Raw genomic sequence first — 18,601 nt, 5'->3', positions numbered from 1 at the left:
TTTTGCCGTGAAGTTCATCATCTGGGAGGCCTTTTATGAAAGCCATCGCGTATGCTCGCCGCAATTGGCAGTGGTATTTGCTGCTGCTGCCGCCAATTCTTTATTTTACCGTGTTTAAATACGGGCCCATGTATGGCGTCATCATCGCCTTTAAGGATTACAACCTTTTCAGAGGCGTGTTCGACAGCCCGTGGATTGGGCTCAAGGCGTTCCGGGAAATATTTCGCATGCATGATTTTTATGTCGCGCTGCGCAACACCTTTTTGCTGAACGGGCTTGATTTGCTCGTTTCTTTCCCGGCCCCGATACTGCTGGCTCTGATGCTCAACGAGCTGCGGACGGGCTGGTTCAAAAAAAGCTCGCAATCCATATTGTATTTGCCGCATTTTATTTCCTGGGTCATCATCGGCGGCATGGTTTACCAATTATTTTCCACCCAATCCGGGTTGGTGAACGAAGCGTTAAGCTGGTTCGGGCTTGGCCCGTATCCGTTCTTATCGGACAAATATTATTGGCTGCTCACCTATTTGGGCACCGGCGTCTGGCATAGCGCAGGCTGGGGGACCATTATTTTTCTTGCGGCTATCGCCGGGATCAACAAGGATTTGTACGAAGCCGCCGAAGCGGACGGGGCGGGGCGGTTAGCCCGGATTTGGCATGTAACCCTGCCGGGAATTCGGTCGACGATTGTAGTGCTGCTCATATTGAAGCTGGGGGACATGGTTTCCATCGGATTCGAACGCCCCTATGTGATCGGGAACGTTACGGTAAAGGAATTTTCCGACGTGCTGAGCACGTTTGTTTATAGAGTCGGTCTGGAGACGGGACGCTACACCATTGCGACGGCGGTCGGGCTGTTCCAGTCGGTTGTCGGGCTTGTATTTATTTTGTCGGCCAATTACGCGGCGAAGAAACTGACGCACCAAAGTATTATTTAGTGAGAACAATCGGAGGGAAGGAATGTGCATGAGCCCCAAAACGGCGAACCGCGTCTTTGATCTCGTAAATTCGGCGGCGATCGCGCTTCTGCTGCTGTTCAGCCTGGCCCCGTTTTTGCATATCGCAGCGATTTCATTAAGCTCCAACGCCCCGATTTTGTCCGGCCAGGTGACGCTGTTCCCGGTTGAATGGAACCTGGAAGCGTATCGTCGGGTAGTAACCGATTCGCTCATGCTGCGATCGCTTGCGTTTACGGCGGCGCTGACGGTGCTGTATACGTGCATCAGCATGCTGATGACCATTTGCGCAGCCTATCCGCTGACCCGCACCGGGCTGTGGGGACGGCGTCCGCTGATGCTGTTTATCGTGTTCACGATGTTTTTCAGCGGCGGGCTTATACCGGAGTATTTGCTGGTGAAAGAGCTGCATTTGCTCGATTCGATGTGGTCGCTTATTTTGCCGCTGCTCGTCAGCCCGTTTTACTTAATTATTATGATTTCGTTCTTCCAGTCGATCCCCAAAGGCCTGGAGGAATCCGCACAAATAGACGGGGCTAGCCCCATCGTCATGCTGACCCGGATCGTGCTTCCGCTGTCCGGTCCGGTGCTGGCAACGCTCGGCCTGTTTTATGCGGTCGGCCGCTGGAACGGATTCATGGATTCGCTATTTTATATTACGAACCCCAAGCTGTACCCGCTGCAGCTCAAGCTGTACCAAATGATCAAGAACAGCATGATAAACGATCAACTGCAAATGGAGGGGCTGAATTTCGTGCAAGTACTGCCGGATAGCCTGAAAGGCGCCAGCGTCATTTTCGCCACGGTTCCGATCCTGATCGTGTACCCGTGGCTGCAGCGATATTTTATTTCCGGCACGATGCTCGGCGCCGTGAAGGAGTAGTGGAGGCCGGCAGCCGGGCCGGGCGCTGGGGCGTGGCCGAGGCGGTGCGGCGGGCGCGGGGCGTTGGGGCGGTGCCGGGGCGGTTCGGCCCGTCCTGTCACCGATTGGCACGACAACAAAACCGGATCAAAACCCGGACTGCTGCCTCCCCACTGCAAAAGGCGGTACGGCATCAAGACCCAGACTACCGAACCTGCTGCGAAAGACATTGCGCGGAGCTGTAGGACGATCATACAAACATCCATAGATGAACGAGGAGGAGCAGGCATGAACAATTTGTCATGGATCCGCAAGTACGAGCCGGCTATTTATTTCGACCGGAACGAGCCGTTCTTGCCGGTACGCGTCGGCGTTACCTTGTTGAAGCCGGGTGAGCGTTCCCCTTCCTTTAACCGGACGGTAGATACGTACGACCGGCGCGTCGAGACTATTATTGAATATGCGATTTATTGGGACTATGACATTCAGCATCTGTATGAGCTGGAGCATGTGTGGGTTTTCGTGGGCCAGGACGGAGAGGTGCTTGACTGCGAAGCCAGCTTTCACGGCAAATTTCTGCGAGGATTGCTGGCAGACCGCAGCAATGTTGAGGACGGTACGCATGTCCGGCTGTTCAGCCAGCCGGGGAAGCATGCGATGCTGCCCGATGCGGACTGGTTCCAGCTCGTCCCGAAGCTGTACCAATGCACATACGAAGAGGCCGGAAAAGACGGCTTGACTGTACCCGGCTTTTTAGCGGGCATTGTGCACACTGACGAGGGGATCAACCGGATGGTTGAAGCTTACTTGAAGACGCTGGCCTTCCGGCCGGCGATGACGTTTAAGCGCTGCGAATGGTCGGACGCGCACTATGTTTCGTGGCCCGAACTGCTTGCGGAAATTCCGCAGCGCATACAGGAGCAGCTGAGTGAAATCCGCAGCCTGCATATTATGTGAAAACCGCCGCTCTGGCAGACAGAGCGGCGGTTTTTTTGGTGGGCTGTCGAAAACCCACCCGCTTGATCCGGTAGCCCAATGCTGACTGTTTTTACGCGAAGAAAGCCAGCGAAGGTTAGGTTGTCAAGAACCTCCCCACCCGCCAGATCCGATAGCACAATACTGAAACTGGTTTTTACGCGAAGAAAGCCAGCAGAAGTCAGGAAGTCGAGCAAACCCACCCGCCAGAGCCAATAAGCACAAACTGACTGGCTTTGGGCAAAGAAAGCCTGCAAAAGTGCAGTTTTTTGCATGTAGATACGCAGGCCGCGTAAAATTCCTGCAATTGTGCAGGCTTTTCACTGACGAATGGGCTCAAAACTCATTTTCGTCGAAGATTCCTGCACTTTCGCAGGCTTTTCGCTAAAATGGGCCTTTTCCGTGGAAAATTCCTGCACTTTTGCAGGTTTTCCCCTCGGTCTTGCCGCCAAACCGCCTCATGCAACTCCGCTAAGCAGTGTTCTATCCCAACGTTGCGCCTCACCCGGCGGTGGGTCAGACCCCGGCAATACCCGGGTGGCTCCTTCCGGCACACTCAGCCGAGTGCCTAGGCTTTCTCGAACGATCCGACCGCCGCTCTGGCACTCAGAGCGGTGTATGGGCCGCGCGGGGCGGGCCACTTGCGCGGCCTTACGGCTGCGCCTGTGTTTGCATGATACGGCGGTAATCGCCGGGAGTGATGCCGACCACTTTTTTGAAAGTGCGTCCGAAAGAAATGGCATGCGTGTAGCCTACCTGCAGGGCAATGTTTTGCACCATATCATCGGTTTCGGTCAGCATCCGCTTGGCATGATCCATCCGCAGGCCGACTAAATAATCGACAAATTTGACGCCGAATTCATCCTTGAACCGCTGGCTGAAGTAGCGGCTGTTCACCGTGAACTTGTCGCTTAAATAATGAAGGGACAAATCCGGATTGCCGTAATGGGCTTCGATAAAAGCCTTCATCTCGTGCATGATGGCGGCATAACGGCCGGACTCCCGAATCAAGGCGTACTCCTGGTACCATTCGGTTAAAACAAGACGGAAGCCGCTGCGGAATTCATCGACGGTTTCCGCTTCTTCCAGGACGGTCAGCATCCGCGGGTAAAATTGCTCGCACCAAGCCTCTCTTCCCTCGCCCGAGAAGTCCTCGAATTCCCGCTTGAACATATGCGTCAGGCGGCGCATGATGCCGATGATCTGATTATCCTGGTACGGATAGCGGGTCAGGTGGTCGAACAAACGGTCAAATTCCTGTTCCCACACCAGCGCGGTCAGCCTGAATTGCTGTACGATCTCTCGAATGATTTCGTAATAGCGGTAGCTCGCCTCATCATCCTGCTGAAGCAGCCGCCTATCGTAGGCGATAATCCGGTTCGCGCCGAACGACATCTTATATTGCAGCGCCAATTGCGCTTCGTCCCAAGTGCTGCGGATGTCCGGCAAATCCTTCACCTGACTGCCCAGCCCGATAGTAACCGTCAGCCCCGGCTGCTCCGAAGCCCAGGAACGGAAAGCTTCCAGCAGATGCGGAAAATGGCCGTCTTCCCCGGAGGTCAAGTGCAGTACGGCCAAACGGCGGCTTGTTACCCATTCGGTCCAGACGTTCAGCCCGTCTCGTTCGGCCTGCTCGCCAAGCACTTGGCTCAGCTCAAAGCGCACGAGCTTTCGTTCCCGGGAGTTGTACTGCTTTTGTACATCGGGATAGTGATCGATTTCGATAATAGCGGCCGCAAACCCCTCAAAATCCGGGTTCATCCCGTACCCCGTCAAGCTTTCCTGCCATTCCTGCGCGGCAATCGCCCGTTCGCCCGTAATCAGGTCCTGGAACAGCTGCTTTTTCCGAATGACCCTGTCTTCCAGATGGCGCTTCTCGTAGAGGTTGGTCTGGTCAATCAGCTTGTCGAGCGCTTTGCCGATAAAATCGAATTCATCCTGCTTGCCGCCGGAAGCCGCAGCCGGTGCATGTATCGTTTGCATGCGCTCTACGATTTGCTCCAGCGGCTTGTAGTTTCGTTTTGTAGCGATGACCAAAAGGATACCGCTGCCGATAAACACAATGATCCCGGCGGCAATCCAGATGATCGATACGTACGAAGGCCCGCCCAGCATCGGCCATGCTTTCAATCCGCTGACGAACCGCCAGCCGGTATAAGCGGAGAGGTAGTTCGTTACGATTTTGCCGCTGAGCTTTTGCTCTCCCGGCAGTCCGTTTGGTTGTGGTGCGTCAATCCGCACTCCGTCGCTCCAAATTTCCAAATGCGTAATGTCATGATTGATCATGCGCTGGGCCAGGCCGATGAGCGAATCCGCCCGCACATTGACGACGAACAACCCGTCATTCCCGAACGGAAGCAGGGCGTTTTTGTAAAGGGAAATGACCTGTTTCCCCGAGTCCAGCTCGCTTTCCCTGTAAAACCGAACAGGCGACCACTTACGTTCATCAAGAGACGGCTTGGCAGCCGCTTCCTCAATAAAAGCGCGATCGGGAAAACTGGACAGCTTGTCCGTCAAGCCCGGAGTCAGCACGAGTCCGTCGGACGCACGGTACAAATAAACCGAGTCGATAAAAGAATTTTTGCGCAGCCACGATTTAAGCTCCATGGATGTATCGTAAAGCACAAACCCGGAATTACCCGTTCGCGTACGCTCAAAAAAATGCTGAATCTGCTGGTTCGTGTTCACTTCTTCCGCAACGTTATATTCAATTTCTTTCAGCGTCGTCTGCATGGTATCCGTCACGACCTGCATGGAAATCCGGCTTGCTTTTTCGGCTTCCTGCTTGAACACTTCGCTGACGCAAATAACCGTGATCAGAATCATGACGGACAGAGCGATGAATAAAATGGGGGAGTACGAGAGCAGCAACTGTTTGTACCATGACTTATTCACACACGCGTCCTCCTTCGCTTAAAACCAAAACCTTCCTCCTTCATTATGAGCCGCTATGTTTTCCCTGTGTTTTCGGGATGTTAAGATTTTATTGTCATGAAACGAGTCGACGCGAGTGAAATAGTTTTGGGGAAAGCGGGAGGACAAGGCGGGACAAAGCAGGGTCGGGGAGAGCAGGGGAGGGCGGGGATCTTTCACAGATTGTACAAACAATTCAGTAATTTTCGACACAATTCGCCAAATACAATAATATACAAAATAGGTATAATGATGAATGTTGAATTCTTTGCATAGTTATATAAAAATGGGGTGTTCTTTATTTCTGGATAAAGAAAGATTCTTCAAATATTCATGGGTTTATCATCAGCACTTCCTACCCTTTACTTCCATGATAAAACGTTTAATTCGATGAACCTAATTATTTTGTATCCTCGCTAAACGATGTGGGTTTTGAGTTTAGGAGGCTTTATATGGAGGGGCGGGCATGATAGGCTAGCCTGCCATGCGAAGCCTTACGGGGCTTCGCTCTTCGCATAAAATCATGCCAGCAGGGGCTCCATGTCAAGCAGACTTTATTTTTCTATTAGCTCACCTCAAATGGCGAGGAGCCATTATTTTTTGGAGGAACGGAGAAATGAATGATAAATCAGTGATTTTTAAATTTTCAGAACTGTGGACTGCCGATAAGAATAATCCTAGAATCAGATTGCCGATATCAAAATATGGTCAAAATAATATATACGTCAAGGGAAGACTAGAAGTGATTATGGAAGGTAAAAAAATGCCTAGTATGGGCTATTTCGGACCAGATGATGTAGATATTTTTGATTGGACAGACATATTTAAAATGCTGTTGAAAGAATTGCAAGTTTCAAATTTCAGCTCTTTCATTTATCAAGTACCAGAACAAGGAGGTCCAGTATATCATTTTACTCGTCAAGGAAATATGATTTATAGTTCAATTTTGAAGTCCGATGTTACCGGCGCTAAATCAAATCCTTACTGGCAAAATATACACTGTTTTTATGATGATCTGGTAGAAGAAATTAATAATTTTTATAGGGATCTTTACTCAGAGCTGAAAAAACAAATACCAGAAGAAGTAGAGAAATTATGGGAGAAACGAGGACCTGATAGACTACAATGATACTTCTTCGAGAGTCCCTGACGAATGAAATGAGATACGAATTTTGTTAAAGAACTACGCTCCTGATAAAGTAATTTGGGATATAGATGATTTATCCAAAAAAGCCCCCTTGGGGCGATAAGATAAGTACTGATATCACAAATTTATCTGATTATTTCGTTACTAGCGAAGGGAAAAACTTGTTTGAAGTTATGGTTAAAGCCATAGAACAAGCCAATCAACGAAAGTGTAACTTAGAAATCGAAAGTCTATAGTTTGTAATTCGTGGGTGTTGGATATTAATCAACACCCTTTTCTTTTGACCTAATCCAATGCTTGATTTGCACGAGTTGAAAGGACATAAAAAGAGATCCGAATATTGATGTAGGTTTTTATATTTTAACTTCTTTTCCAATATTATGGGAAAGTGGGATTAGCGTGGGAAAGTTACTTAATTCCGGGTGTAAATTTTGAAGAAACACTCGAGGTGGTGAATAACTATAAGAATACTGAAGATGAAGAACATATTAAAGGACTTTTAAGGGAAGTAGAGTTGTTGCTTGAAAAAGAGGAATGGGATTTTGTGAAGGAATTTGTCAAAACTCACGGTATGCGGGTTTTAAATGCTGATAAACCTAAATTATTGATTGAACTTATTATACGGGGGTTATCATAAAAAATTTTGCGATTCTTTCTTTAGATTTGATTCTCCATGTTCGCAGATATGTGAGCATGGAGAGTTTTTTCTACATGGATGAGAAATGGTTAAACAATGCATTAATTTGAGACTGTCAAGAAAAAATGTAACCTTTGAAATGCGAATCTAGCAAACGATAGTGCCGCGGCTTGATCCGGAGCCTCTTTAAAACCAAATACTATAAATATGTCCTTGAGATTGAAGAATGTAAGCGTCAAACCAATCACACCTGTTCGTAAGCAGAGCAATCCCGCATAATGAATCCATCATGTCAATGCTAGAACGCAAAAGTCACTGGCCAAGCGCAGAAAACCTGCAAAAATACATCTTTTTGCTCCTGGATGCGCCGGCTTCGAAATATTCCTGCAAATCTGCAGTTTTTTCTGCAAATAATTGAACCTGGGGCCCTCCTGATCGGAAATTCCTGCACAATTGCAGGCTTTTTCTCCAAATGGGCCATTTACATAGAAAAAACCTGCACAATTGCAGGTTTTTCCCAATGCGCGCCTCTCACGACGCGCGTTGCGGCGCTGCCCGGCGGGTGGGCGTGTCGCCCAGCCGGCCTCTTCACAAAGCCGCGGCTGCGTAAAAGTTGCCGCGCGCCGGTTTTGCCGCGCCGCGCAGCTCCCCGCGCGCGGTATTGCGCTGCATGCCGCCGGCCTTGCCCCGCCCGCAGCTCCCCGCGCGCGGCTTCGCATCGTCGCCGCCCCGCACGCGGCTTTCACTCCTCCGCTTCGGAGAAGTGTTCCTTGCAAAAAGCGGCTACGACGGCTTCCTCGTCGTTTTCCAGCTCGAAATCAAGCAGCTGCTCCGTGCTTTTTTCAAAAATCTCGTGCTTCACGATGCCCTCCCGGTTTTCCTCCACGCTGTAAATGACCCGCACGTACAGGCCTTTGTCCGTATACAGCTCGTCGTCTTCCGGAACCTCGATATCGATCAGGAACTCGTACCGCTTTCCGTTCAAAATGCCGAATGGGTCTTTAATAAATTCGACCGTATATCCGGTAATGGTCAGCATAAATGTTCATCTCTCTTCTATTCAAAATGATTCCTGCAAAAGCACGCCTTCCGGCAGCAGCGCTTCAACGTGAGCGCGCAGCGCTGCCGATTCGTGCAGCTCCCCGCCTAGTATCGCGATAATCCCGCTATCCTCGCGGGTACGGATCAGGCGGCCGATGCCCTGCTTCAGGCGCAGCAGCATATAGGGCAGATCCACCTCTGCAAAAGGGTCCGCCGCCGCCTGGCGCTTCGCCATAAAGACCGGATCGTGCGGCGGAAAAGGCAGCGACCACACGATTACATTGGACAGCGACGGCCCGGGCACGTCCAGCCCTTCCCACAAGCTGACCGCGCACAGGATGCTGGGCTCGTCTTGCTGAAACGCCGCGATCAAATGGCTGATTTCGCCGTCTCCCTCGAACCGGAAGCGCATATCCGCACACTCCGGGAAGCAGGCGATTTCTTTTTTAAAACGCTGCAATTCCTCCTGTGTCCGGAACAGGATTAAAGCTCTGCCTTCCGTCCGTGCCAGCAATTGTGCGGCTGCCTGCATTTTTTCCGCGAACGTCCCGGCGCCCGAAGGCCATTTGGGAGCGATGACGCTCATTCGCTGCCGGTAATCGTAAGGCGAATCGACGGTGAAGGACAGGTAGCGCTTGACGCCCAGGCTGTTCACGACAAAGTCGAAGGAGCCGTCGACAGACAACGTAGCCGAAGAAAATACGATCGGCATCCGGGAAGCGAAGACCCGTTCTTTCAGCACTTCCTTTACCGTTCTCGGCATGATGACGAGGGTGAGGCCGGTTATGCTTTTCGACGCCCAGCAGATCGGATTTTCCTTCTGCCGGAACAGCTGCAGCGCCTTCTGCATCATCTCCATATGCTCTTCGACGATGCGAAGCTGATAGTCGTCGAGCGTGAAAAGCTCGCTCTCAAACACAAGCTCCTCCTCGATGGTCGCGAGCAAAGCGCAAAACAAATCGATCTCGCGCAGCAGCGAATCGCTGACCTCGATCTGCAGCAGATTCGAGCCGGCTATCGGCTTGCACTGGCGTTCCAGCAGAGCGAACAGCGACTCGCTTTGCTCGATCGCCTCGTCGATCCGCATAGCCAACGACTCGCGGATCTCCCCTTTTAACAGGCGGGTGATCAGCTCTTCGAAAGCGGCATGCTTGAGCTTGTACGTCAGCGCTTTTTGCGCGGCGGATTCCAGCAGGTGGCCTTCGTCGAAAACGACGGCGCAGTGGTCCGGCAGCAGCGGCAATTGGCCTTCCCGGCGCCGTCCCTCATACGTCCACACATGCTCCATGTAAAAATCATGCGAACAGACGATCAAGTCCGCAGCACGCCTGTAATGGTCGCGCGACAACGTTTGCCCGCAGCGGTGCCGTTTGTCGCAGACGAAGCAATCCTGGAAGGAATCCCAGCCGATTCGGTTCCAAGCGGTATCGTCCATATGCGGATAGTCCTTCCGGTCGCCGTAGGCGTAGAACGACTGCAGAGCCTCATAAGAATGAACGAAATCCGGCAAACGGTCGTAAAGGTCTTTGTACAGCTCCACATCCTCGTACCCGAACCTTGCGCTGTCAAGCTTTTGCAGGCATACGTACTGATCGGGGGATTTGGCCAGCCGCGCGTCAACCGCCAAATTCAGATGCTGCGCCAGCTTGGCAAGGTCGCCTTGCGGCTTGACCAACTGCTCGATCAGCGACTCGTCCGCGCAGGCGATAACCGCCGGTTTTTTCATATAGCGCGCGTAGCAGATCGCATATAGCAAGTATACGAGCGTTTTTCCCGTCCCGACTCCCGCTTCTGCGAAAATCGTCTGCTTCTCGGCAAACGCACGTTCCAACTGGAACGCCATATAAATCTGCTCGTCGCGCACCTCAAAGCCGGATTCCGGCAATATATCGTAAAACACATCCGCAACCCATTCGCCCACCTGCTGAATGAAAGGCTTGGAATGCTCATAAGTAAAAGGATACCGCTCCACTGTGGCCGTGCCTCCATGATCGAAAGTATGAACATTATATTATCACATGCTGCCGCAATAAAAGCAAAGAAAATGATCAATCACCGTTCATATTCCTGCGATTAAAGGCGCACTGAGCCCTCCCGCTTACAGCTTTCCGCTGCTCTCTTTGACCTGAGCCGTACCGTCCGAACGGCCGGCAATGACCAGATCGGCCATTTGGACGAACAGACCGTTTTCAACGACTCCCGGGAGCATATTGAGCCGGCTGTTCAATTCGGAAGGGGAATGGATCGCCGGAAAACGGCAGTCCAAAATATAGTTTCCGTTATCTGTAACGAACGGAGCTTGATCCGACTTCCGCAATACAGGCGTGCAGCCCATATCGGCGATTCTCTTGGCGGTAAGCTCCCAGCCGAAGGGAACGACTTCAACCGGCAAAGGGAACGCCCCCAAAGCCTGGACCATTTTCGTCTCATCGACGACGACAATGAAGCGGGCGGAGTACGAGGCGATCATTTTTTCCCGCAGCAGCGCGCCGCCGCCGCCTTTGATCAGATCGAAACGAGGGTTCACCTCGTCCGCGCCATCGATCGTAATATCAAGCGGAGCGGTAATTTCGGAAAGCTCCAGCAGGGGAATTCCCCATTCGCGGGCCAGCCGCTCGGTTTGCTTCGAGGTCGGCGCAGCCTGGATGCGCAGCCCTTCTTTCACCCTTTCGCCGATTCGGCGAATAGTCCAATAAGCGGTTGAACCTGTACCGAGTCCGATCCGCATTCCGTCTTGCACGTATTCCGCGGCTTTCTCGCCTGCAGCTTGTTTCCCGTCCATAGTTTTGTCCTCTCCTTTGATGAATTCCTTCCTTAATTATTGTAGCCGTTCCGGAGAAAATATTTCACCCAGCGCGAAGGTGTCCCGTTTCGCTTTGGCATGCCGGATCAATTGAAATCATGTTCATGATTGTATTTTACCTCTTCGGCACAAGTTTTGCTCAATTATCTTAAAATTAAAATATTTAATATTGAGATAAATAGGCGCCGAGCAGACGGTGGAATTTGTTCCACCGAAGCGAAAAAGGCGAACTTGTTCAAAAGAGAAGGATGCAAAGCCACGGGGCAAATTTTTACGGGGTTGGTCAATTCTATGGCGGGTCCGAAGCGGGACAAAAGCGCGGAATGGCCGTGCAGCGTTCAGATCTGCACGGCCAAAGGATCGGTTGATTAGCTGGCGGATGAAGAAACATCGCCTGTTGTGATCGGGTTGCGGACGATTTTCACTTCATAAAATGTAATTTTGTTCGAAATGATGTATTCAGGTATGGTCCGATGGGAGTGGGATTCCCGGAAAGCATCGCTTTTCGTCCAGGCGTTAAAATCTTCCTTGGAGTTCCAGCGCGTCACGACGCTGACTTCATCGTATTCCTTCATGCTTTCCGTCAAATGCACTTCCAGGCCAAGAAAGCCTTCCATATATTCGACCTTGCCTACCTTGTCGAAGCGCTCGATCAGTTTGTGAGCCTCGCCTTTCCTGATTTGCGAAGTGTTGGTTACGATAATCATGGATAATTCCTCCTTGGGTTTGGGTTTCATTGGAATAATAACAGGGTAGTCGTCTTCGAACTTGACCCTGGCATCAATGTGATAGACTTCCTGCAAAAACCGGCTGGTCAACATTTCCTTCGGTTCACCCGTTTGAACGACCTTGCCGCGTTTCATGGCAATCATGTAATGGCAGTAAGCTGCCGCCTGCTGAAGATCGTGGAGCACCATTACAATGGTAAGCTTGTAGTCCCGGTTAACCGCCTGCAGCATCTCCATCACATCCAACTGATGGGCAATGTCCAGATAAGTCGTCGGTTCATCCAGCAGGAGAATATTTGTTTGTTGAGCCAAAGCCATGGCGATCCGTACTTTTTGCTGCTCACCTCCCGATAAAGTATGAAACATGCGGTTTTCATTTCTTGCGGTGCCGGTCGCTTGAAGCGCCCAGTCCACGATTTCATGATCGGCCCGGCTCATGCGGTCAAACAGCCGCTTGTAGGGCGAGCGTCCGTATGCAACCAGCTCCCTGACCGTTAGTTCGGGCAGCTGCTCTTTGGATTGGGTAAGCATGGCTACCGTTTGAGCGAACTGCAAGGAGCTGTAGGCTTTAATGGATCGGCCGTATACGTCGACATCTCCGCTGTCCGGCTGCTGCAGCCGGCTGATGATTTTGAGCAGTGTGGATTTTCCGGAACCGTTCGGGCCGACGATGGCCGTCATTTTTCCGACCGGGAACGACACAGACAGATCGTGCAGCTCAAAACCTCCGAGAGCTAATTCGATTTGCTTCGTTTCGACAGCGCTCATCCCGACATTCCCCGTTTCTTCAGCAAGTATAAAAAGAATGGCGCACCCAGCACGGCCAGCAGAATACCGACCGGAAGCTCGATAGGGTCAAAGGCCGAACGGGCCAACGTATCGGCAAATACGACCAAAACAGCCCCGCCCGCAACGGACAATGGGAGCAAAAAACGGTAATCGCCCCCGACCAAAAGCCGGACGGCGTGAGGGACCACCAAACCGACGAAGCCGACCAGGCCGGCGACACTGACGGCGGCTCCTGCCAGCAGGGAGGAGAGCAGAATCAGCAAAAACCGCTGAAATTCGACCTTCTGTCCGAGCAGTTTGGAAGCATCGTCTCCAAGCAGCAGCAGGTTGGCCGGTTTAATGGCGAACAGGGACAGCACAAGGCCTGCAATCGCATAAGGGGCCATGAACGATAAATGATGCCAGCTTTTGCCGTTAAGACCGCCGGACAGCCAGGGGAGGACAGCTTGCACCCTGTCGCTGTAAATCACCATGAACCCGTTGGTGATGGCGCCCAGCAGCGCGTTGATGGCAACGCCGGCCAGCACGATTTTCAGCGGTGAAGAGCCTTTGCTCCAAGCCAATAAGTAAATGAACACCGATGTGGCGAAAGCTCCGGCAAAAGCAAGCGCAGGCAGCAGGAAGCTGAGCTGCGGAAATACGATCATGGACATGATCGCAGCCAGTCCTCCGCCGGCGGACACTCCGATGATGCCCGGATCTGCGAGCGGGTTTTTCATGACGCCTTGCAAGAGCGCGCCTGATGCCGCAAGACAGGCTCCGACCAACAGCCCGATCAGCACGCGGGGAAGCCGGAGGTTCATCACGATTTTATGCTGAAGCGCCCCGCCGGCGGAGGTAAACACCTCCCAAATTTCATGAAGCGAAATCGGGACGGAGCCGTAAGTGAGGCCATAGAAAGTAACGGCAAGCAAGAGGACGGGAGCGATAACGAACCCCCATTTTCGGCGAAAACTGCGCTGCTCCAGATTCATAGGTTTATTTCACCGACTGCAGCAGCTTATGCAAAATTTCAAGCGATTCTGTCACTCGCGTTCCCGGGTTCGTTCCGAACAGATCGGCGGGAAGTACCTCGACCCGGCTGTTTTTGACCGCATCCAGGCTGCTCCAGGCTGCATTTTCCGACATTTCCTTCATGAAGCCTTCTTTTACCTGATCCGGGTTCGTATGGCTCATCAGCAGCACGAGCTGCGGATTCGATTTTACGATTTTTTCCGTATTGAGCTGCGCGTACTGGGGATAGCTTTCCAACTTCGGATAATCAGCCGCAATGTTGTCCCCGCCGGCCTTGGCCAAAATATCCCCGCTTAACGAATTGTTCAGCGCAGCCATATACGTGCCGGGAGCTCCGTAGACGAGCAGAACCCGGGGCTTGGGAGCGCCATCCTTGGGCGCATAAGCTTGCAGCTTTTCATCCATTCCCTTGATGAGTTCGGCCGCTTTGGTTTCTTTTTGCAGCAGCTGTCCGATAAGCTGAATCTGCTTCTTAATATCGTCAATGGAATTGGCCGACGAGAGCACGACTTTGGCGCCGAGAGACTCGACGGACGGTATATCCTTGCTGTTCATCGGATTGTTGCCGAGCACGACATCGGGGCTGAGCAGGGCGATTTTTTCCAGATCGATACCGTGGGCGGAGCCGATCGGCAAAGCTTTTTCCGCTTCTTTTACCCACACGGGCGAGGTGGAGGCAGGTCTGCCGACTACTTCGGCCCCCAGCGCGTATACAATATCCAATTCGCCGTTGCTCAGCGCAGCTACTTTTTTCGGCACCTCGCTAAATGAAACGCTTCTCCCGGCAAAATCCTTGACGGTCACCGCTTGCAAGGCGGAGGATGCCGCAGCTGCGGATCCTTCTCCGGAGGGCTGCCCGCAGCCCGAGAGGAGCAAGAACGCTAATAGGGGACTTAAAAACGCCGTATTTCTCAAGAACCTAATCCTCCTGTCATTGCTGCAAAAGCTCCCCATCCGCCGGCGCCGGGCGGCACCCATGAGGATGAAAATGGGGGCATCGCCAGTTATTTTCGGGGCAGTTCGCCGATCAGCAGCATCGGCCGTTCGACTCGCCCCGCTAGAGTTAGCGCTTCTGCTCGGCAATTCCGCAGAAAACCTGCAAATGTGCAGCTTTTTGGCCCACTGATTGCCTTGCAGCATAATATTCCTGCAGATGCGCAGGCTTTGCCGCCTAAACCCGGGCTCGGATCCATCTCGGGCGAAAATTCCTGCACTTTTGCAGGCTTTCTCATCAACTCTGCCGCTTACGCTGTAAAAGCCTGTTGAAAAACCCCGCGTCAGTGGCGATAACTACAATCTGCCCGGCTGCTCGAAGAAAACCTGCAAAAATACAGGAATCTGCGTCCTTGATCGCTGGCCACGAACAATTCCTGCAAATGTGCAGGCTTTTCAGCGGGGACAGGGGCTCAGGCTCACTTTCAGCAAAAATTCCTGCACTTTTGCAGGCTTTTCGCTAAAATAAGCCAAGTTCGGAGGAAAAACCTGCACTTTCGCAGGTTTTTTCCCTAGCACGATGCCTCCTGGCCATTTGTTCAGTTCCGCGACCTCACAAGGAGGTGTGCGCCCAGAAAAAGCGGCTGTCCCTCCAATTAGGGCCCTCGCTGCTTCCCATAGCCCTAACTGAGTGTCGCGACTTTTCGGGCAGCCTGCACTTTTACAGGCTTTCGCCCCGCTGGGCCGCTTCATGAACGGCTGCTTGTTCCGCCCCTCAATCATGGCCCCCTCGGTTTAGTCGATCCAAAAGCCCCCACGCCGCCGGTGGCATAAGCAGTAAATCGATAATCATTCTCAACATTAAATTTAAATGAGAATGAATATCATTGTCAACATATTTTTGGAATGATTACCCAGATGTGATGATAAAAAGGAGTTGACATTTTCCAAAAGAGTAGGATATTATCAACCCGTCGAGAATGATAATCATTATCTTTCTAAGAATAGAGTTGGAGGTAGAAGCAAGGCGATGAAGAAGAGGTTGACTTTACCATTGTATGTCATAGCGCTGTTGTGGATGCTGCACATGCCGACTGCACCCTTTGCCCAGGCGGCTTCCGGCCTGTCGGACGGCACATACAAGATCGACTATGTCATTACAAAAGCCGAGAACGAGTCCGTCTCCATGGCTAATGATTATTTTGAAAAGCCGGCTGTGCTGCAGGTGAACAACGGGGAAATTACCGGCAAAATTCAAATGAATCACAGCAAATGGATCACCGCATTCAAAACGGCGAAGGGCGGCGATTTTCCCGATGCAGAGGTAATCCATAGCGATAAGGGCGAGGATACGCGTGTAGTTCAGTTCAAGATCGAAGACCTCGGCAAACCGCTGCTTTCGAAAATTCACGTAACGGTGCCGGAGATCGATTATGACCACGATTATACGATCCGCTTTATGTTTGATCAAAAATCGCTTAAGGGGTCCGGAGCTGCGCAGGGCGAAACGAAAAATAAAGATACATCCGGTAGCAAAACGCCCCCCGTCAAAACAGAATCCGTCCAAACGAACTCCAACAAAACGAATTCCATCCAAGCAAATACAGCAGTCACGAATCCGCAAACCGGAGACGAAGCCCCTATCGCGCTTTTGGCAGGCATGTTAGCCGTTTCGGGCTTGTTTGTTGTCTACCAGCTAAAAGTTAAAAAAACCAAGGAGGAGAGATCAAGTTGAACTCACGCTTTTTAAAAACCGTATCCGCTTCGGCAGTGATATTTACTTTACTCGCATCCGCTCAAAATCCGCTTGCCCATGCGCTGGAACCTGCTGGCGGGCTAGGAAGTTCAACGGTCAGCGCCACTACCGTCGCTTCTAATCCGCACGGCATTGCCGACGGCACCTACAGCATGGCTTACGAATTCCATAAGTTCAATACCGATCAAGTATCGGTCATGCAGCAATATGTCGTAAATCCCGGCCGGCTGTTGGTCAAGGGCGGGAAAATGTTTGTTCAGATTACGCTGAAACAAAGCAAGGAAATAACGGGTTTCAAACTTGAAACCGCAGGAAGTTTGGCATCGCCGGAGGTGGTCGCTTCCGACGAACAGAGCAATACGCGCACCGTGCAGTTCGAGGTCAAAGACTTGACGGCTACGGTTAAGGGCTGGGTAAAAATTTATTGGCAGGTCAGCTCCGAGTTTCTCTACGATCACGAATACGATATCGATCTGACTTTCGATAAATCGACGCTCAAGGCAGTTCCGAGGAGCACCGCCCAGCCGCCAAGCAAGGAAGTGAAACCGGCCGTCGCGAGCATCCCGGATCTGGACAATCATTGGGCGCGGGCTTCCGTGGAGCAGGCTGTAGGGCTCAATGTCGTAAACGGGTATGAAGACGGTACTTTCCGCCCCGATGGCGAAATTAACCGGGCGGAATTCACAGCGATACTGAGCCGGGCGTTGAAGCTTGAAGCAGGGAGGCAGCCGCTCAGCTTTACAGATGCGGCGAGCATTCCCGAATGGGTTAAGCCTGATCTGGCCTCCGTCGTCGAAGCGGGCATTATCGGAGGATACGATGACGGTTCGTTCCGTGCCGACCGCAGAATAAGCCGGGCCGAGCTGGCGGTCATCGTCGTTCGCGCGTTGAAGCTGAAGGTGGATGCCAATGCGCTTCCGCCCTTGTCGGATGCGAATCTGATACCGAAATGGGCGCAAGCGGAAGTAGCAGCAGCCTATCAAGCGGGGGTCATTAGCGGAAGGAACAACAATTTGTTCGCTCCTGATGAAAGCGCGACGAGGGCCGAGGCCGTCAGTCTGATCATGGCGCTGATCAAAGGCGCGAAATGATCGAAAGGAGCGGTCCAGTTAGCATGCATATGAAAACATGGATGAGCGGTTCATTCCTTGCGATGGCTCTACTCTTGTCGGGCTGCGCCGGCAATTCGGCAGCTGGCGAGCCGCCAAGCGGAGAAGTGCCGGCTGCGTCAAACGCGCAGACTGCGGAACCGGCCGCGGCCGACGCCGGGAAACACCGGATCGTATCGACGACTGTGGCGGCAGCCCAATTCACCGATGCGCTGGATCTGGATTTGGTCGGAATTCCTACGAGCTCGAAGGTTTTGCCCAAACGTTACGATGGAGTGACCAAGGTCGGAAACCCGATGGCCCCCAATATGGAGATCGTCAAATCGCTTGAGCCGACGGAAATATTGTCCGTAACAACGCTTGAATACGACCTTGCTCCGATGTTTAAAAATGCCAACCTGGAAGCCAACTTTCTGGATTTCACCAGCCTGGACAAAATGAACAAAGCGATTCTCGATATGGGAGAGCGGTACGGGCGGCAAAATCAAGCGGGTGCTCTGGTAGACGGGTACAAGGCCAAGGTTGAACAGATCAAACAGCAAATCGAAGGCAAACCGCAGCCGAAGGTGCTTATTTTGCTTGGCGTGCCGGGCAGTTATCTCGTTGCGACGGAAAACTCCTATATCGGTGACCTGGTAAGGCTGGCGGGCGGGAAAAATGTCGTGGAAGGCGAAAAGGTGGAATATTTGGCTTCCAACACGGAATATTTGCAGAAGTCGAACCCGGATGTGATTCTGCGTGCCGCCCACGGTATGCCGGAGGAAGTCGTCAAAATGTTCGATAAGGAGTTTAAGAAGAACGATATTTGGAAGCATTTTTCCGCTGTGCAAAATAACAGGGTGTATGACTTGCCGGAAGAACTGTTCCAAACTACGGGAAATTTTGCTGTAGGGGAAGCACTTGATGCAACGGTAAAAATGTTGTTTCCCTGAACGAAT

General features: G+C 52.0%; 17 protein-coding genes. 10 read left to right on the top strand and 7 right to left on the bottom strand.

Going from position 1 to position 18,601, the window contains the following annotated elements:
* Positions 1-35: 35 nt before the first annotated feature.
* The 3 genes from AC6RNO_RS32725 to AC6RNO_RS32715 all read left to right on the top strand — a co-directional run bounded on the left by AC6RNO_RS32725 (position 36) and on the right by AC6RNO_RS32715 (position 2,775).
* On the top strand, positions 36-938 hold the full coding sequence (locus AC6RNO_RS32725; protein WP_474682959.1) for an ABC transporter permease: 903 nt from the start codon (positions 36-38) through the stop codon (positions 936-938).
* A 28-nt stretch (positions 939-966) separates the two neighbouring features.
* A complete protein-coding gene (locus AC6RNO_RS32720) occupies positions 967-1,839 on the top strand; it encodes an ABC transporter permease subunit (protein ID WP_497107984.1) in 873 nt (290 codons plus the stop codon).
* A gap of 267 nt (positions 1,840-2,106) precedes the next feature.
* The gene (locus AC6RNO_RS32715) at positions 2,107-2,775 is read left to right on the top strand and encodes a hypothetical protein (RefSeq protein WP_497107983.1); all 669 of its coding nucleotides are present in this window, start codon (positions 2,107-2,109) and stop codon (positions 2,773-2,775) included.
* Positions 2,776-3,444: 669 nt separating this feature from the next.
* Here the strand turns inward: AC6RNO_RS32715 and AC6RNO_RS32710 are convergent.
* Positions 3,445-5,688 (bottom strand): helix-turn-helix domain-containing protein, encoded by a 2,244-nt coding sequence (locus AC6RNO_RS32710; protein WP_497107982.1) that lies wholly within the window; start codon positions 5,686-5,688, stop codon positions 3,445-3,447.
* A gap of 634 nt (positions 5,689-6,322) precedes the next feature.
* On the opposite strand from AC6RNO_RS32710, the gene AC6RNO_RS32705 reads away from it, so the two are divergent.
* From AC6RNO_RS32705 to AC6RNO_RS32690, 4 genes are all read left to right on the top strand, one after another.
* Positions 6,323-6,835, top strand: a complete 513-nt coding sequence (locus AC6RNO_RS32705; protein WP_497107981.1) for a hypothetical protein — start codon at positions 6,323-6,325, stop codon at positions 6,833-6,835.
* A 43-nt stretch (positions 6,836-6,878) separates the two neighbouring features.
* Positions 6,879-6,956, top strand: a complete 78-nt coding sequence (locus AC6RNO_RS32700) for a hypothetical protein (RefSeq protein WP_497107995.1) — start codon at positions 6,879-6,881, stop codon at positions 6,954-6,956.
* Positions 6,922-7,089, top strand: coding sequence for an Imm70 family immunity protein (locus tag AC6RNO_RS32695; RefSeq protein WP_497107980.1), 168 nt, complete (start codon positions 6,922-6,924; stop codon positions 7,087-7,089). The genes AC6RNO_RS32700 and AC6RNO_RS32695 overlap by 35 nt, the downstream gene beginning before the upstream one ends.
* 152 nt (positions 7,090-7,241) lie before the next feature.
* Positions 7,242-7,490, top strand: coding sequence for a hypothetical protein (locus AC6RNO_RS32690; RefSeq protein WP_497107979.1), 249 nt, complete (start codon positions 7,242-7,244; stop codon positions 7,488-7,490).
* Positions 7,491-8,232: 742 nt separating this feature from the next.
* On the opposite strand, the gene AC6RNO_RS32685 is transcribed toward AC6RNO_RS32690, so the two are convergent.
* From AC6RNO_RS32685 to AC6RNO_RS32660, 6 genes are all read right to left on the bottom strand, one after another.
* Positions 8,233-8,529: a DUF6509 family protein gene (locus AC6RNO_RS32685; protein WP_497107978.1), complete on the bottom strand. Its 297-nt coding sequence runs from the start codon at positions 8,527-8,529 to the stop codon at positions 8,233-8,235.
* Positions 8,530-8,550: 21 nt separating this feature from the next.
* Positions 8,551-10,503 carry a helicase C-terminal domain-containing protein gene (locus tag AC6RNO_RS32680; RefSeq protein ID WP_497107977.1) on the bottom strand — a complete coding sequence of 651 codons (1,953 nt, stop codon included), beginning with the start codon at positions 10,501-10,503 and terminating at the stop codon, positions 8,551-8,553.
* A gap of 126 nt (positions 10,504-10,629) precedes the next feature.
* Positions 10,630-11,313, bottom strand: coding sequence for a ribose-5-phosphate isomerase RpiA (rpiA, locus tag AC6RNO_RS32675; protein ID WP_497107976.1), 684 nt, complete (start codon positions 11,311-11,313; stop codon positions 10,630-10,632).
* A 389-nt stretch (positions 11,314-11,702) separates the two neighbouring features.
* Complete coding sequence (isdG, locus tag AC6RNO_RS32670; protein WP_474682973.1) at positions 11,703-12,830, bottom strand: heme oxygenase; 1,128 nt, start codon at positions 12,828-12,830, stop codon at positions 11,703-11,705.
* A complete protein-coding gene (locus AC6RNO_RS32665) occupies positions 12,827-13,825 on the bottom strand; it encodes a FecCD family ABC transporter permease (protein WP_488435649.1) in 999 nt (332 codons plus the stop codon). The genes isdG and AC6RNO_RS32665 overlap by 4 nt, the downstream gene beginning before the upstream one ends.
* A 4-nt stretch (positions 13,826-13,829) precedes the next feature.
* The gene (locus tag AC6RNO_RS32660) at positions 13,830-14,780 is read right to left on the bottom strand and encodes an ABC transporter substrate-binding protein (protein ID WP_497107975.1); all 951 of its coding nucleotides are present in this window, start codon (positions 14,778-14,780) and stop codon (positions 13,830-13,832) included.
* Between the two features lie 1,048 nt (positions 14,781-15,828).
* Between AC6RNO_RS32660 and isdC the strand changes: the two genes are divergently transcribed.
* From isdC to isdE, 3 genes are read left to right on the top strand one after another with little or no spacing between them, the layout of a single operon-like run.
* The gene (isdC, locus tag AC6RNO_RS32655; protein WP_497107974.1) at positions 15,829-16,533 is read left to right on the top strand and encodes a heme uptake protein IsdC; all 705 of its coding nucleotides are present in this window, start codon (positions 15,829-15,831) and stop codon (positions 16,531-16,533) included.
* Positions 16,530-17,645: an S-layer homology domain-containing protein gene (locus AC6RNO_RS32650; protein ID WP_497107973.1), complete on the top strand. Its 1,116-nt coding sequence runs from the start codon at positions 16,530-16,532 to the stop codon at positions 17,643-17,645. Before isdC ends, AC6RNO_RS32650 begins: the two co-directional genes overlap by 4 nt.
* A 29-nt stretch (positions 17,646-17,674) precedes the next feature.
* Positions 17,675-18,595, top strand: coding sequence for a heme ABC transporter substrate-binding protein IsdE (isdE, locus tag AC6RNO_RS32645; protein WP_474683035.1), 921 nt, complete (start codon positions 17,675-17,677; stop codon positions 18,593-18,595).
* Positions 18,596-18,601 lie beyond the last annotated feature (6 nt).

The organism is Paenibacillus sp. sgz302190 (genome assembly GCF_059820445.1).
Note: the sequence above shows the minus strand (reverse complement) of the source record. Positions and strands in the feature narration are given on the sequence as shown.

Bases quoted from the DNA above. Each gene is read 5' to 3' on its own strand.
- AC6RNO_RS32725 (WP_474682959.1), top strand. From the start codon at position 36: ATGAAAGCCATCGCGTATGCTCGCCGCAATTGGCAGTGGTATTTGCTG.
- AC6RNO_RS32720 (WP_497107984.1), top strand. From the start codon at position 967: ATGAGCCCCAAAACGGCGAACCGCGTCTTTGATCTCGTAAATTCGGCG.
- AC6RNO_RS32715 (WP_497107983.1), top strand. From the start codon at position 2,107: ATGAACAATTTGTCATGGATCCGCAAGTACGAGCCGGCTATTTATTTC.
- AC6RNO_RS32705 (WP_497107981.1), top strand. From the start codon at position 6,323: ATGAATGATAAATCAGTGATTTTTAAATTTTCAGAACTGTGGACTGCC.
- AC6RNO_RS32695 (WP_497107980.1), top strand. From the start codon at position 6,922: ATGATTTATCCAAAAAAGCCCCCTTGGGGCGATAAGATAAGTACTGAT.
- AC6RNO_RS32685 (WP_497107978.1), bottom strand. From the start codon at position 8,529: ATGCTGACCATTACCGGATATACGGTCGAATTTATTAAAGACCCATTC.
- rpiA (WP_497107976.1), bottom strand. From the start codon at position 11,313: ATGGACGGGAAACAAGCTGCAGGCGAGAAAGCCGCGGAATACGTGCAA.
- isdG (WP_474682973.1), bottom strand. From the start codon at position 12,830: ATGAGCGCTGTCGAAACGAAGCAAATCGAATTAGCTCTCGGAGGTTTT.
- AC6RNO_RS32665 (WP_488435649.1), bottom strand. From the start codon at position 13,825: ATGAATCTGGAGCAGCGCAGTTTTCGCCGAAAATGGGGGTTCGTTATC.
- isdC (WP_497107974.1), top strand. From the start codon at position 15,829: ATGAAGAAGAGGTTGACTTTACCATTGTATGTCATAGCGCTGTTGTGG.
- isdE (WP_474683035.1), top strand. From the start codon at position 17,675: ATGAAAACATGGATGAGCGGTTCATTCCTTGCGATGGCTCTACTCTTG.